The organism is Aquitalea pelogenes, assembly GCF_041914625.1.
GTDB classification, from domain to species: domain Bacteria; phylum Pseudomonadota; class Gammaproteobacteria; order Burkholderiales; family Chromobacteriaceae; genus Aquitalea; species Aquitalea pelogenes.
In genome coordinates this window covers 65,556-79,121 of the sequence record NZ_JAYSDA010000010.1, presented here as the reverse complement: position 1 = coordinate 79,121, position 13,566 = coordinate 65,556, and the positions used below count along the sequence as shown (strand labels likewise).

General features: G+C 59.5%; 13 protein-coding genes. 8 read left to right on the top strand and 5 right to left on the bottom strand.

Translation table 11 applies throughout. From position 1 onward, the window contains the following. The first annotated feature begins 45 nt into the window (after positions 1-45). The 8 genes from ACE3SE_RS10360 (at position 46) to ACE3SE_RS10325 (ending at position 7,207) form a co-directional block, all read left to right on the top strand. On the top strand, positions 46-1,107 hold the full coding sequence (locus ACE3SE_RS10360; RefSeq protein WP_233160600.1) for a pilus assembly protein PilM: 1,062 nt from the start codon (positions 46-48) through the stop codon (positions 1,105-1,107). Beyond that, positions 1,107-1,703 (top strand): PilN domain-containing protein, encoded by a 597-nt coding sequence (locus tag ACE3SE_RS10355; RefSeq protein WP_374555076.1) that lies wholly within the window; start codon positions 1,107-1,109, stop codon positions 1,701-1,703. The genes ACE3SE_RS10360 and ACE3SE_RS10355 overlap by 1 nt, the downstream gene beginning before the upstream one ends. Further along, positions 1,700-2,320 carry a type 4a pilus biogenesis protein PilO gene (locus ACE3SE_RS10350; RefSeq protein ID WP_045847774.1) on the top strand — a complete coding sequence of 207 codons (621 nt, stop codon included), beginning with the start codon at positions 1,700-1,702 and terminating at the stop codon, positions 2,318-2,320. The genes ACE3SE_RS10355 and ACE3SE_RS10350 overlap by 4 nt, the downstream gene beginning before the upstream one ends. 10 nt (positions 2,321-2,330) lie before the next feature. Beyond that, on the top strand, positions 2,331-2,852 hold the full coding sequence (locus ACE3SE_RS10345) for a pilus assembly protein PilP (RefSeq protein ID WP_045847773.1): 522 nt from the start codon (positions 2,331-2,333) through the stop codon (positions 2,850-2,852). Continuing rightward, the gene (pilQ, locus tag ACE3SE_RS10340) at positions 2,852-4,981 is read left to right on the top strand and encodes a type IV pilus secretin PilQ (RefSeq protein ID WP_131357468.1); all 2,130 of its coding nucleotides are present in this window, start codon (positions 2,852-2,854) and stop codon (positions 4,979-4,981) included. The genes ACE3SE_RS10345 and pilQ overlap by 1 nt, the downstream gene beginning before the upstream one ends. Positions 4,982-5,047: 66 nt before the next feature. Then, positions 5,048-5,590, top strand: coding sequence for a shikimate kinase AroK (gene aroK / locus ACE3SE_RS10335; RefSeq protein WP_045847771.1), 543 nt, complete (start codon positions 5,048-5,050; stop codon positions 5,588-5,590). A 3-nt stretch (positions 5,591-5,593) separates the two neighbouring features. Then, on the top strand, positions 5,594-6,703 hold the full coding sequence (gene aroB, locus ACE3SE_RS10330) for a 3-dehydroquinate synthase (RefSeq protein WP_374555073.1): 1,110 nt from the start codon (positions 5,594-5,596) through the stop codon (positions 6,701-6,703). Positions 6,704-6,823: 120 nt separating this feature from the next. Beyond that, positions 6,824-7,207 (top strand): type IV pilus assembly protein FimV, encoded by a 384-nt coding sequence (locus tag ACE3SE_RS10325; protein ID WP_231588907.1) that lies wholly within the window; start codon positions 6,824-6,826, stop codon positions 7,205-7,207. 67 nt (positions 7,208-7,274) lie between these two features. Here the strand turns inward: ACE3SE_RS10325 and msbA are convergent, their stop codons facing one another. From msbA to rfaQ, 5 genes are read right to left on the bottom strand one after another with little or no spacing between them, the layout of a single operon-like run. After that, complete coding sequence (msbA, locus tag ACE3SE_RS10320; RefSeq protein WP_374555071.1) at positions 7,275-9,026, bottom strand: lipid A export permease/ATP-binding protein MsbA; 1,752 nt, start codon at positions 9,024-9,026, stop codon at positions 7,275-7,277. Between the two features lie 18 nt (positions 9,027-9,044). Next, complete coding sequence (locus ACE3SE_RS10315) at positions 9,045-10,154, bottom strand: glycosyltransferase (RefSeq protein ID WP_374555069.1); 1,110 nt, start codon at positions 10,152-10,154, stop codon at positions 9,045-9,047. After that, entirely contained in the window at positions 10,147-11,310 is a 1,164-nt protein-coding gene (locus tag ACE3SE_RS10310; RefSeq protein ID WP_374555067.1) for a glycosyltransferase family 9 protein, read from the bottom strand. Before ACE3SE_RS10310 ends, ACE3SE_RS10315 begins: the two co-directional genes overlap by 8 nt. Next, entirely contained in the window at positions 11,307-12,470 is a 1,164-nt protein-coding gene (locus ACE3SE_RS10305) for a glycosyltransferase family 4 protein (protein WP_374555065.1), read from the bottom strand. Before ACE3SE_RS10305 ends, ACE3SE_RS10310 begins: the two co-directional genes overlap by 4 nt. Next, positions 12,467-13,549, bottom strand: a complete 1,083-nt coding sequence (gene rfaQ / locus ACE3SE_RS10300; protein ID WP_045847818.1) for a putative lipopolysaccharide heptosyltransferase III — start codon at positions 13,547-13,549, stop codon at positions 12,467-12,469. Before rfaQ ends, ACE3SE_RS10305 begins: the two co-directional genes overlap by 4 nt. Positions 13,550-13,566 lie beyond the last annotated feature (17 nt).

The window sequence follows — 13,566 nt, the reverse complement described above, 5'->3', positions numbered from 1 at the left end:
TCCGACAAATTTCGGTTCAGTACGGACTGGCTGGATCAGCTTGGATTGGGGAAATCCAAGAATGTTCCTCTGCTGGGTCTTGATATCAGCACTACCTCGGTCAAGCTGGTAGAGCTGTCCAGATCGGGCAAAAATTTCCAGATCGAGCGATATGTAATTGAGAACCTGCCCAAGGAAGCCGTTTCCGAAGGCAATCTGGTGGATATCGAAGGGATTGCCGAGACCTTGCGCAAAGCATGGAAGCGACTTGGCAGCCCTATCCGGAATGTCGCCATCGCCATTCCCACTTCGATGGCCATCTACAAAAAGCTTCTGGTACCGGTCAGCCAATCCGAGGACATGGAAGGCATGATCGAGTCCGAAGCCGACCAGATCATCCCCTTTCCGCTCGATGAAGTGAATCTGGATTACCAGGTGCTGGGCCCGTCCAGTAGCAGTCTGGATGATCTGGAAGTCCTGCTGTGTGCCGCGCGCAAGGAAAAAGTGGAAGAACGGGTGGCTGTAGTGGAAATGGCTGGCCTGCGCGCCCATCTGGTGGATGTGGAATCCTTCGCCATGATGACGGCCTTCGAGCAGATCCAGCAGCAACTGCCCGATCATGGTATGAACCAGACTTTTGCCCTGTTTGATATCGGTGCCAGCAAGATCCACTGCAATGTCATCCGTAACGGCCAGCAAATCTACTACCGCGAACAGATGTTTGGCGGCCAGCAACTGACCCGCGACATCCAGCGCCGCTACGGCATCAGCTTTGACGAAGCGGAAAACGGCAAACGCAGCATGGCGATGCCGGACGGTTACGAGTCGGAACTGCTGCACCCGTTTGTCGACGCGCTGGCACAAGAAATCCAGCGCGCACTGCAGTTTTTCTACACCACGGTCAGCGTGTCGCAATACCTGCGCGTGGACTACATCCTCCTGGGCGGCGGCTGCAGCATGCTGTCCGGACTGGACGACGCAGTGGCCTCCCGCACCCAGATCAGTACCATGATTGCCAACCCCTTCACCTCCATGGTGCAGTCCAGTTCAATCCGGCTGAAGGAATTGCTGCTGGATGCGCCTGCACTGCTCATTGCATGTGGACTTGCCATGCGGAGGTTTGACTGATGATCCGCATCAACCTCCTGCCGCACCGCGAGCAGAAAAAAGCCGCACACCGCCTGCGCTTCCAGCTGTTGCTGGGCAGTGCCTTTGGTGTAGCCCTGCTGATTGTCGGACTGAGCTATTTCGTTCTGGACACCCGTGAATCGCACCAGGAAGAGCGCAACCAGTTCCTGCAAGGCGAAATTGCCAAGCTGGATCAGCAAATCAAGGACATCGGCGCACTCAAGAAGCAGCGTGACGACCTGCTGGCCCGCAAACAGCTGGTGGAACGCCTGCAACAGGGTCGTAATGATGCCGTACACATTTTCGACCAGCTGGTTCGCCAGACGCCGGATGGCATCTATCTGAAGAGCTTCAGCCAGAGCGGCAACAACTTCAGCTTCAGCGGCTATGGCCTGTCCGGGGCCCGCGTATCCAATTACATGCGTACCCTGGCACAGTCCACGGTGTTCACCGAACCGCAGCTGGTGGAAGTGAAAGCCTCCACCGCCAGCAACCAGCGCGTGAGCGAGTTCAGCCTGACCAGCACCTTCAAACAGACAGCCCCGGCTGCCAGCGCACCGCAAGGCCAGGTCGCACCGCAGGGAGCCAAGCCATGACCCTAGACGAGTTCCGCAACCTTGACCCCAAGGACATGCCCAACTGGCCCTTCCCGGCCCAGGTATTCGTGGCAATCTTCATCGCCGTGGCCTTTTTGGGACTGGGGTATTTCTTCGTGCTGAGCGACCAGCTGGACAAGCTGCACAACGCCCAGCAACAGGAAGAACAGCTCAAGCAAACCTTCGTCGACAAAAAGCGCCAGGCCATCAACCTGGAAGCGCTGCAACAGCAATTGAAAGAAATCCAGCTGTCCTTCGGTGCCCTGCTCAAACAGCTGCCCACCAAGGCAGAAATGGATGCGCTGCTGACCGAAATCAACCAGGCCGGCATCGGTCGCGGACTGCAGTTTGACCTGTTCCGCCCCAGCGGCGAGGTGAAGACTGCCGAAATGGCGGAAGTGCCGATCGCCATCCGCCTGACTGGCAGCTACAACGACCTGGCTGCCTTTGTCAGCGATGTGGCACAGCTCTCGCGCATTGTCACCATCGGCGACATCAAGCTGACTCCGGGCCAGGGCAAGGATGCTGCACGCATGACCATGGAAGCCACGGCCAAGACCTACCGGTCGCTAGAGCCGGAAGAGCGCATCGCAGCGGCACAGCCGCCGAAGAAGTGAGTGTGACTTCATGCTGAAAAAAACTTACGCCATCTTGCTGTGCCCGTTGCTGCTGAGCGCCTGCAGTGGCAGCAATACCGACGACCTGCATGCCTGGATGTTGCAGGCCAGCCAGGGTTTGCGCGGTCAGATCGACCCCCTGCCCCAGGCACAGAGCTACCAGCCGTTTGCCTACAATGCGTTTGACCTGCCCGATCCGTTCAACCCGGTCAAGCTGCAAATGGCAAAACGACAGAACTCGGCCAATGCGCCCGACTTCAAGCGCCCGCGCGAACTGCTGGAAAACTATGATCTGGACAAGCTGAAAATGACCGGCTTGCTCAAGCGCAACAATATTACCTATGCCTTGATCCGCACGCCGGAAGGCAGTATCTACCGCGTGCAACCGGGTAATTTCATTGGCCCCAATTTCGGCCAGATCAAACGTATCAGCGATACCGAACTAGTACTTTCCGAGACCGTGGAAGATCTGAACGGAGAATGGGTACAACGCGAAACCAGCATGTACCTGGATGAACAAGGGCAGAAATAATGAAAAACCATTCAATCAAACTGTTGTCGGGGCTGGGTCTGTCCATTGCATTTTCCATTGCCCATGCTGCATCCATCACCGCGATCGACATCGCCCAGACCGATGGCGATGCCCAGTTGCTGCAGATCACCTTTGACGGGCCGGCCAGCAAGCCCAACAGCTTCGCCATTGCCAACCCTGCACGCGTTGCCTTCGACTTTGCCGATACACAGGTGAAGCTGCCGAAGAACACGGTTGAGCTGGGCAATCCCATCGTCAAGTCCGCTGTCGCGGTTGAGGCCAATGGCCGCTCCCGCCTGGTGCTGAACCTGGCACACAATGTGTCCTACAGCACCAGCATCTCCGGCAACAAACTGCTGATCCGCATCAACAACACCATGTCTTCCCCGCAGCAGTCGGCCACTTCGCAAGAACAGCCGGCCAGTACCGCTTCGGCCGCCGCCCAAGCCAGTGCCCAGGCTGCCGTGGCCACCACCCCGCTGGGTCTGGACTTCCGGCGTGGCCGTGGCGGCGAAGGCCGGGTGGAAATCAACCTGCCAACCGAGAGTACACCGGTGGATATCCGCCGTGAGGGCAAGAACCTGGTGCTGGATGTGATGGGCGCCAATCTGCCGCGTTCGCTGGAAAAGCGCATGGATGTCAGCGACTTTGCCACACCGGTGGACAAGGTGATTGCCAGCAATCAGGGTCGCAACAGCCGTGTCGTGATTCAACCGCAGGGTGACTGGGAATTCTCTTCCTACCAGACCGAGCGCAAACTGGTGGTGGAAGTACGCAAGGCCGTGGTGGAAAGTGCCAGCAAGAACGAGCTGAACAGCAAGCCGCAATACAAGGGCGACAAGCTGTCGCTCAACTTCCAGAACATTGAAGTACGCACCGTACTGCAGGTGATTGCCGAATTCACCGGGCTAAACATCGTTACCAGCGACTCGGTCACCGGCAATATCACCTTGCGCCTGAAAGACGTGCCGTGGGATCAGGCGCTGGACCTGATCCTGCAAACCAAGGGCCTGGATCAGCGCCGCAATGGCAACATCATCAATATTGCCCCGCGTGAAGAGCTGCTCAACCGCGACAAGCAGATTCTGGAAGGCAAGCAGCAACTGACCGCACTGGAGCCCATCCGCTCGGAAACCTTCGTCCTGCGCTACCGCTCAGCCGAAGACTTCAAGAAGATTCTGGATGGCAGCACCACCACGTCCGGCTCCAGTGCAACGGGCAACAGCGGCGGCAACGGCCTGCTGTCGGCCCGAGGCAGCTTCATGATCGACCCGAAAACCAATACCCTGATCATCAACGATACCCAGACCGTGATCGACAAGATCCGCGATCTGGTGACCAAGACCGACATTCCGGTCAAGCAGGTGCTGATTGAAGCGCGCATCGTCGAAGCCACCGACAACTGGAGCAAGAGCCTGGGGGTGAAACTCAATGTGGCACGCGCCAGTGGCGGTACCAGCATTGGTGGTTCGCTGGCTGATGCCACCACCAGCTTCAATATCGCCCGCGGAACGACTACTGGCACCATCCCGCTGACCTCCGGGGTGAACCTGGGCCTGTCCGGTACCTATAACTCCATCGGTGCCGTGTTTGGTGCTGGTTCGCGCGCTGCCATCGGCCTGGAGCTGGACGCCATGGAAACCGCCGACAAGGGCAAGATTCTGGCCAGCCCACGCATCATGACTGCCGACCGGGTAGAGGCCAGCATCGAACAGGGTACGGAAATTCCGTATCAGGAAGCCAGCTCCAGTGGTGCAACATCTGTGTCGTTCAAAAAGGCCAACCTCAGCCTGAAAGTGACCCCGCAAATCACGCCGGACAACCGTGTGCTCATGGAAATCCAGATCAACAAGGACAGCGTCAGCAGCACCTTGTTTGTCAACAGCACCCCGGCCATCGACACCAAGGTGGTGAAAACCCAGGTGATGGTGGAAAACGGCGGCACCGTGGTGATTGGCGGTATTTACCAGCAAACACTGGATACCACGATCAACAAGGTACCACTGCTGGGTGATATCCCCTTCCTGGGCGCACTATTCCGCAGCAAGGTGGACAAGAACAACCGCACCGAGCTGCTGGTATTCATCACGCCTAAGGTGGTTGAAGACCTGAACCTGCAAAATCGCTGAACACTGGGCATCTGCGCGCATTTTGTCCTCTGCCCGCGCAGACAGACCCAGCCAGCATCAGCTACAATGCCTGCCATGGAGAACATGGCAGGCAATTTTTTTCTTGTCGGGCTGATGGGTGCCGGCAAGACCACCGTTGGCAGGGCACTGGCACGCAAGACCGGCAAGACCTTCTACGACTCGGATCATGAAATCGAGGCGCGCACTGGCGTTCGCGTCGCCACCATTTTCGAGATAGAAGGCGAACTGCGCTTTCGCGACCGTGAAAGCAGCGTGATTGCCGATCTGGCAAAAATGAACAATATCGTACTGGCCACCGGTGGGGGCGCCGTACTGCGTCCGGAAAACCGGGCCGAGCTGTCAAGACACGGCGTGGTGATCTACCTGCGCGCCTCCATTGACGACCTGCTGGCGCGCACCATGCACGACAAGAACCGCCCGCTGCTGCAAACCGCCGACCCGCGCGCGAAACTGCAAAGCCTGCTGGAGCAGCGCGACCCCTTGTACCGCGAAGTCGCCGACATCGTGGTTGATACCTCGCAACAGAACGTCAACCTGCTGGTCAGCCGCCTGCTCGATCAGCTGCATAACATTCCAGCCAAGACCTGACGCATGATTACGCTAGACCTGACCCTGCCGGATACCCGCTACCCCATTCACATTGGCCACGGACTGCTTGATCAGGTTGAACTGATCCTGCCGCACCTGCCCATTCCCCAGGTTGCCATCGTCACCAACGACGTTGTTGCCCCGCTCTACCTGGAGCGCCTGACCCGGCAATTGGAAAGCCACGGCGTGCATTGCATTCCGGTGGTGTTGCCGGACGGTGAGGCCAACAAGAACTGGCAGACGCTGAACCTGATCTTCGACGCCCTTCTCAGCCACAATGCCGAACGCAAAACCACGCTGATTGCCCTCGGTGGCGGTGTGGTGGGCGACATGACCGGCTTTGCCGCCGCCTGCTACCAGCGCGGTGCACCCTTCATCCAGATTCCCACCACCTTGCTGGCGCAGGTTGATTCCTCGGTGGGCGGCAAGACCGCCATCAACCATCCGCTGGGCAAGAACATGATTGGTGCTTTCTACCAACCCCGTATGGTGCTGGCCGACATGGATCTGCTGGCCACCCTGCCCGAGCGGGAACTGTCGGCTGGTATTGCTGAAGTCATCAAGTATGGCTTGCTGGGCGATGCCGACTTCCTCGCCTGGCTGGAAGCCAATATGGACAAACTGCGCGCACGCGACCCGGCAGCGCTGCAATATGCCGTGCGCCGCTCGTGCGAAATGAAAGCTGAAATTGTCGGCCAGGATGAAAAAGAACAGGGCGTACGGGCCTTGCTCAATCTTGGTCATACCTTTGGCCACGCCATCGAAGCCGGCCTGGGTTATGGCGCATGGCTGCATGGCGAGGCGGTTGGCGCTGGCATGGTGCTTGCCGCCGCCGCGTCACAGGAACTTGGCTGGCTGAGTGCGCAAGATGTCCAGCGGGTGGTGACACTGATTGCCGCTGCCGGATTGCCGGTACAAAGCCCCGACTTCGGCCTTGAGGAATGGATGCGCCACATGGGCCACGACAAGAAAGTGGAAAGCGGCGTCATCCGCTTTGTCCTGCTCAAGCAACTGGGACAAGCCGTGATTCAAGCCGGGCTGCCGGCCGCGCTGCTGGAGCAGCTGTTCCAGTCCGCACACATCAATCCGGCTCTGGGGCGGCATGGCGCTTGAGGCTGTCGCCACGGAAACCTTGACCCCATTAAGGATTTTTACGGATTGCGGCCCTGCACGCCTCCCCGAATAATCGACTGCATAATTCAAGCAGAGAGAGAATCTCGGAGGGAAGCCGCGGTGGATGCAATAACAGCCTTGGTCGCCAGTTTTGGCCTGATGTGTACTTATGGTCTTGCCCGCCGTGTCTGGCGCAAGGCAACTTACAAGAAACCGCGTGCGCGGGGTATCGACCCTGTCGGTGAGGCCGAGGTGTTTCTGGCTTATGGCCGCAGCAGCGATGCAGTGCGAGTACTGAAAGAGGCGATGAAAGATGAGCCACAGAATCTTTCCATCAAGGTGACGCTGTTGCGTGCCTATTCCTCGGCAGGTAACTGCAAAGCCTACTGCCGTCTGGCGCGAGATGTACAGGCCCAGGTGAAGGATCAGCCGGTATGGCGCACCATCCAGGAGAATGGTCGGCTGCTGGCTCCACAGGATCCACTGTTCGCCGCCAAGGCGTGATGCCATCCCAAACAAACAGGCTGCCCGAGGGCAGCCTGTCTTGTTTTGGACCATCACGATGGAAAACTCAGCTGGCGTCAGCTTCCGGCTCGCGGAACTGCAAGCTGTGCAGACGTGCGTAGATACCATCCTGCTGCATCAACTGCTTATGACTGCCCTGCTCCGCCACCTTGCCCTGATGCATCACGATGATGCGGTCGGCGTTCTCGATGGTGGACAGCCGGTGGGCAATCACGATGGTAGTACGGTTCTTCATCAGGTTTTCCAGCGCAGCCTGTACCAGTCGTTCGGATTGGGTATCCAGTGCAGAGGTTGCTTCGTCCAGAATCAGCAGCGGGGCGTTTTTCAGCAGTGCACGGGCAATGGCCAGACGTTGACGCTGGCCACCTGACAGACGCACACCGTTCTCGCCAATCTGGGTATCCAGCCCTTCCGGCATCGCCTCAATGAACTCCAGCGCATTTGCCGCACGTGCCGCTTCGATGATCTGCTCGCGGGTAATGTTATCGCGTGCGCCATAGGCGATATTGGCAGCCACAGTGTCGTTGAACAGCACCACATCCTGACTCACCATGGCGATATGCTGGCGCAGATCAGCCAGCACGATGTCATCCAGCGCAATACCGTCCAGCGTGATCTGCCCGGACAAGGGCTGGTAAAAACGCGGAATCAGGCTGACCAGCGTGGTTTTGCCGCTGCCGGAAGAACCCACCAGCGCCACGGTTTCACCCGAATTCACCTCCAGGCTGACCTGCTGCAACACATCGCGTTCGGCATTCGGATAACGGAAAGACACATTGTCAAAGCGCAGTCGGCCCTGGGTTTGTGGCAGACGGCGTGTACCGTGATCCGGCTCACCCGCCTCGTCCAGGAAATTGAATACGCTTTCCGCAGCTGCAAGGCCGCGCTGCATGGCTTGGGAAATGCCGGTAATCCGCTTCACCGGTGCAAACAGCAACATCATGGCGGTAAGGAAGGACATGAAGTCACCGGCGGTGAATGATCCATGCTGGGCACGCAAGGCGGCAAAATACAGGATGGCGGCCAGCGCACAGGCAATCATCAGCTGGGTCACCCCGGTATTGGCCGAACTGGCAGCGCTCTGCTTCACCCCGTTGCGGCGGATGGCCTGGGCTGCAGCATTGAAGCGGCTTTCTTCATATTCTTCGCCGCCATAAACCTTGATGACTTTCTGACAATCCACCCCTTCGCCCAGAATCTGGGTCAGGTCAGCCATGTGTTGCTGATTCTCCAGCGCCAGACCACGCAGGCGTCTGGCCACCATGCGCATGCAGACGGTGACCACCGGCATCACCACCAGGCAGATAATGGTCAGTTGCCAGTCGATATACAGCAGCCAGGCCAGCAGGCTGACAGCAGTCACCCCGTCCTTGACCGTGACGGTGATGACATTGAAGCCTGCTTCGGTCACCTGATTGACATCAAAGGAGATGCGCGACACCAGGCGGCCAGACTGATTGTCGGCGTAATACGGCACCGGCAGGCGCAACATCTTGGCAAACATTTGCTGGCGCAGGGTTTGTACCAGATGCCCGGCCAGCCAGCTGGAGGTGTATTCGTTGATGAAACTGGTGATACCGCGTACCAGGAATACCCCGACAATGGCCATCGGCACCCAGACAATGGCCTTTGGGTCCTTGTTGACAAAGCCGCCATCAATCAGCGGTTTCATCAGCCGGGCAAACGCCGGTTCGGTCAGCGCGGCAATGGTCATGGAGACCAATGACAGGGCGAATACTTTCCAGTACTGGGCCAGGTAACCCAGCAGTCGTCGGTAGATGGGCCAGCTATGTTTCAAGTTGATAGTCCAATCAGTTCAATGTGATGCGGCCAGCAGGCCGGAAAGCCCGCTCAAGGCCATGATCTGCTGCAGATTGCTGTCCGGTGCAAAGCGTTGCCGGACATCAAGCGCTCCGGCCGCCGCCATGGCACGCTGCTGCGGCATCGCATCCAGCGCGCTGGCAATCGCGTCCGCCCAGGCCTGGGCATTGCCGGCTTCCACCAGGGTGCCGGTCTGGCCTTGTTTTACCGTTTCAGGAATACCGCCGGTAAGGCTGGCCAGCACCGGGCAGTGCAAGGCCAGTGCTTCGATTTGCGACATGCCCAACGGCTCGTAGGTGGATGGCATCAGCAGCAGGTCGGCACGCCGATACAGCGGTGCCACCGGGGATACCACACCGGCCAGCAGTACACGCGACTGCAAACCCAGCCGCTGGACTTCAGCCTCGATATCCGGTCTGGCCACCCCATCGCCCGCCACCAGATAGCGCCAGTGCGGATGGCTGTCACGCAGGATATTCATTGCTTGCAGGATGGTCAGATGCCCCTTTTCACCGCGCAGCATGGCGGCATGCAGCAGCACCGGGCTGTCATCTGCCGCCAGCCAGCTGGCGATATGAGGCGGCACCGCCTGATCAACGGCGGCATCCAGCCCGGCGAAGTCTATCCCCGGATACACCACGTGGATGCGTTCGGGCCGGATGGCCGGATTCTGCAGCAAGGCATCACGCAGGTAATGACTGGGCACCATGGTGGCATCCACCAGCTGGTTATACGACCATGCCGAAGGCTTGCCCGGCTGATAGGTACGCGAGCGCAGCAGGAACGGCCGGCGCCATACCAGGCGCGCGGCAATGGCCAGATTATTGCTGTCATGCCCGCTGTGGCAAATGGCCAGGCGCGGCTGATGCCGGCTGATCCAGCGCCGTAAAATGGCAATGGAGGGCAGGTGCAGGCTGTTACGGAAGCGCACCGGCAGCACCGACAGCCCTTGTTGCAAGGCCACCTGCTCCACCCGGCTACCGGGACGGCAGGCCAGCATGGTGCGCAGGCCATGCGACTGCATCTGGCGCATTTGCTGCATCAGTTGCAGCTCCTGGCCACCCACATTGTCGGATGACTCGGTAAACAATACCCAGTCAGTCATGATGATTTCCTTCGGCAGCGCCGGCTGGCTGGCTGATACGCAGCAGCTGTTGCAGGGTTTGCCATGCTTCGGCGCTGCTGATGGCTTCCATGCACAGGGCACGACGACATTCATTGGCACCGTTGCCAAAACGGCGGAAACAGCGCAAAGCCCAGTCCACATCGCGATGGTGCACACTGCGCTGGTTACGACAGGGGAAGATGGCAGGCCCTACCCCCAGGCAGTGATGGTGCGCAAAGAAACGGCTGGCACCAAACAACACCTCGCTGCCGGGGCCAAACAACATCAGCAATGGCGTACCGGCTACCTTGGCCAGATGCGCCACACCGGTATCAGGGCAAACACAGGCGCGCGCGCCGGCCAACAGCTGACGCAGTTGCAGCAGGCTCAGGCAGCCAGCCATGCGTACATCACTGGCAGGCGGGTCGATTTGGCGCAGCAGAGCATCCTCGCCCGGCCCGCAAGACCACACCACAGACAGCCGGGCGGCACGAATGGCATCCGCCAGTGCCCGCCAGTGTTCAGCAGGCCAGAAGCGGGTGGCCGAGCTGGCCCCCACATGCAGCACGACATAATTATCCGGCACGTGTGGCAGACTTTGCGGTGGCATCGGCCAGTCACTTAGCTGATAAGGGGCAGGCTCGGGGCCATCCACCAGTCGAGCAGCGGTATCGGTCCAGGCTTCCGGCTCGGTAGCGTACGGGATGGCCTCATCCAGCAGCCAGTTCTTGTGTGCTGGTTGTTCAGCGGCAAAGCCGACAATCCAGCGCGCCCCGATGGCACGTGCCAGATAACTCAGCCGGTTTTCACCCATCAGCAGCACCAAATCAAACCGCGGCATGGCAAACAACTGGCACACCGAGGCAAAGTTGCGGATATGCCAGCCAAAAGCCCGCACACCATAAGGTTGACCAGCATAAAGCGCTGCCTGACCGGGTGGGCAGGCCATCACGATGTCGGCCTGTGGATAACACTGTCTGGCCTTGGCCAGCAGGCTGGTGGCCATCAGCGCATCGCCCAGCAGGAACTGGTGCAGGATCAGTACACGCTGTACTTGTTCAGGCCGGGGCTTGCGCCGCAACCATTGCCAGGGCAGACGTAATAACAGGGACAGGAAAATCAGCGCCCGGCCGGGAAATCGACTCGCCTTCATCATGTCGGCCTCACTGCTTGGGATGCATGGCCGTGCTGGTCTGACAACAGGCTGCGGTACAAGGCCAGCATTTGCGCAACCATGTGTTGCTCGGTTTGGTCCTCTACCCGCTGGCGGGCCTGGGCTGCCATGTTCGGCCAACTGTCCTGTGCTGCCAGCCAGGCAGCCACATTGCGTTGCCAGGCTGCAGTATCGTGCGGGGCGGCCAGCCAGCCGGTGGCCGGGCTCACCCACTCGGCACCACCACAGCGGGTACTGGTGAGTACCGGCAGCCCGCAGGCCATGGCTTCCCCCACCACCGAGCCGAACGGTTCGTACATGGTGGGCAGAATAAAACCATCGGCCATGCCGTAATGGCTGAGCACATCCTTTTGCGGGCCGGTAAACACCACCCGTCCGGCAATACCCAACTGGCTGGCCAGTTGCCGGTAAGCGGCCAGTTTCTTGTCGCCCCCCACCACCACCAGCCATACATCCGGATGAGGCTGGATGGCATGCAGCGCCTGCGCCACGCCCTTGCGCTCAAAACCTGAACCCACATACACCAGCACTGGTGCCGCCGGGGGAATACCGTATTGCGCACGCAGTGTGCTGCGCTGTTGGCGGGCAGCAGCAGGGTTGAACCGCTGTGCATCCACGCCGTTATGAATCACCACACACTGCTCTGGCCGGAGCGGAAAACGCTGCAATACGTCCTGTTTTACCATCTCCGAATTGCAAATCACCACCTGCAAAGCCGGGTGCTTGAACATGGTTTTTTCCATGCTCAGCATGAAATGATGATAGGGATTACACCAGACCGACAGCTTGTGCCACCAGCCCTTGCCTTCCGCTCTGGCCGCCAGCCAGGCTGCATGCACGCCATCGCCGGCACGGAAGATATGACAACCCGGAATGCGTTCGTGCGACTGCACCAGATCGGCCCCCACCTGCAACCAGGCCCGGCGCGCGGCGCGGGCAAAACCCCAGTCACGCCAGATGCTGCCCAGATAGAAGGGATTGACGCGACACACGGCCACGCCATCCAGTTGTTCCCAGTTACGGTTGATCAGCACCGGCTGCAGCTCGTCCTGCTGCTTGAGCTGACCCAGAATGGCGCTGACAATCCGTTCTGCCCCACCGGCCGGATTGTATTTCTGCCGCACAATGGCCAGACGGCTCATGCGGTTTCTCCCAGTACGGCATCCACCGCATCCAGCACTTGCTGCAGGCTGATCATGTTCAGGCATTCGCTGTTCCAGCCGCCGCCGCAACCGGCGTTACCGCAGGGACGACAGGGCACACGGGCTGCAACAACACGGTGCGGCACCTGCCACGGCCCCCATTCGATGTCACCGGATGGACCAAACAGCGCCACACAGGGCGTTTTCATGGCCGACGCAATATGCATGGGCACCGAATCCACGCCGATATACAGGCGGGCATTGTCGATGGCTGCTGCGAGCTCTTTCAGGGTCAGCTGGCCGGCCAGGCTGGCAACCGGCTGCGTCAGCCGCGACTGGATATCGGCCAGCATGGCCATTTCATCCGGGCTGGGCGCGGCCGTCAGCAGTACGCGCTGGCCACGCTGCTGCAGGGTGTTGATTAGCGCGGCCATGTTTTCCACCGTCCAGCTTTTGAACAACCAGCGCGAGGTGGGGTGCACCAGAATGTACTGCCCAGCTTGCAAGCCTTGCTGTTCCAGCTTGGCAGCCAGCGTAGCCTCGGCATTATGCCCCGCCACCAGGGTCAGCTGACGCTGTTGTTCTGCCGGATACACCCCGATACGCCGCAGCGCATCCAGATGGATTTCAATGGTATGGCGGCGGTTGCCCGGCACCTGCAAATAACGGTGGGTAAAGCTTTTGCGGAACATCTTGCCATACGGGCCATCCGGCCCCACCGACCAGCGTGGCGACAGCAGGCGGACCAGCCAGGCGCCGCGCTTGTGTTCGGTCAGGGTGATGACCAGGTCGTACTGGCGCTGACGCAGCCGGTTGATCAGCCCCAGCTCGGCCTTGCACTGACCGATGAGGCCCAGCTTTTTCCAGTTGCGGTCTATGGTGTGCAACTGGCTGATGGCCGGATGCAGGCTGAGCATTTCCTGCGTATCCCGATACACCAGCGCATCGATTTCCAGCTGCGGAGCCTGCTGTTTGAGGACGCTGAATACCGGAGAGGTGAGCAGCACATCCCCATGGTGGCGCAGTTTGATGACCAAGACGCGGCGCACCTGGTTCAGATCGATGGAGTCGTTCAGCATAGATAGGGTGAAAAAAG

Bases quoted from the DNA above. Each gene is read 5' to 3' on its own strand.
- ACE3SE_RS10355 (WP_374555076.1), top strand. From the start codon at position 1,107: ATGATCCGCATCAACCTCCTGCCGCACCGCGAGCAGAAAAAAGCCGCA.
- ACE3SE_RS10350 (WP_045847774.1), top strand. From the start codon at position 1,700: ATGACCCTAGACGAGTTCCGCAACCTTGACCCCAAGGACATGCCCAAC.
- ACE3SE_RS10345 (WP_045847773.1), top strand. From the start codon at position 2,331: ATGCTGAAAAAAACTTACGCCATCTTGCTGTGCCCGTTGCTGCTGAGC.
- pilQ (WP_131357468.1), top strand. From the start codon at position 2,852: ATGAAAAACCATTCAATCAAACTGTTGTCGGGGCTGGGTCTGTCCATT.
- aroK (WP_045847771.1), top strand. From the start codon at position 5,048: ATGCCTGCCATGGAGAACATGGCAGGCAATTTTTTTCTTGTCGGGCTG.
- aroB (WP_374555073.1), top strand. From the start codon at position 5,594: ATGATTACGCTAGACCTGACCCTGCCGGATACCCGCTACCCCATTCAC.
- ACE3SE_RS10315 (WP_374555069.1), bottom strand. From the start codon at position 10,154: ATGACTGACTGGGTATTGTTTACCGAGTCATCCGACAATGTGGGTGGC.
- ACE3SE_RS10310 (WP_374555067.1), bottom strand. From the start codon at position 11,310: ATGATGAAGGCGAGTCGATTTCCCGGCCGGGCGCTGATTTTCCTGTCC.
- ACE3SE_RS10305 (WP_374555065.1), bottom strand. From the start codon at position 12,470: ATGAGCCGTCTGGCCATTGTGCGGCAGAAATACAATCCGGCCGGTGGG.
- rfaQ (WP_045847818.1), bottom strand. From the start codon at position 13,549: ATGCTGAACGACTCCATCGATCTGAACCAGGTGCGCCGCGTCTTGGTC.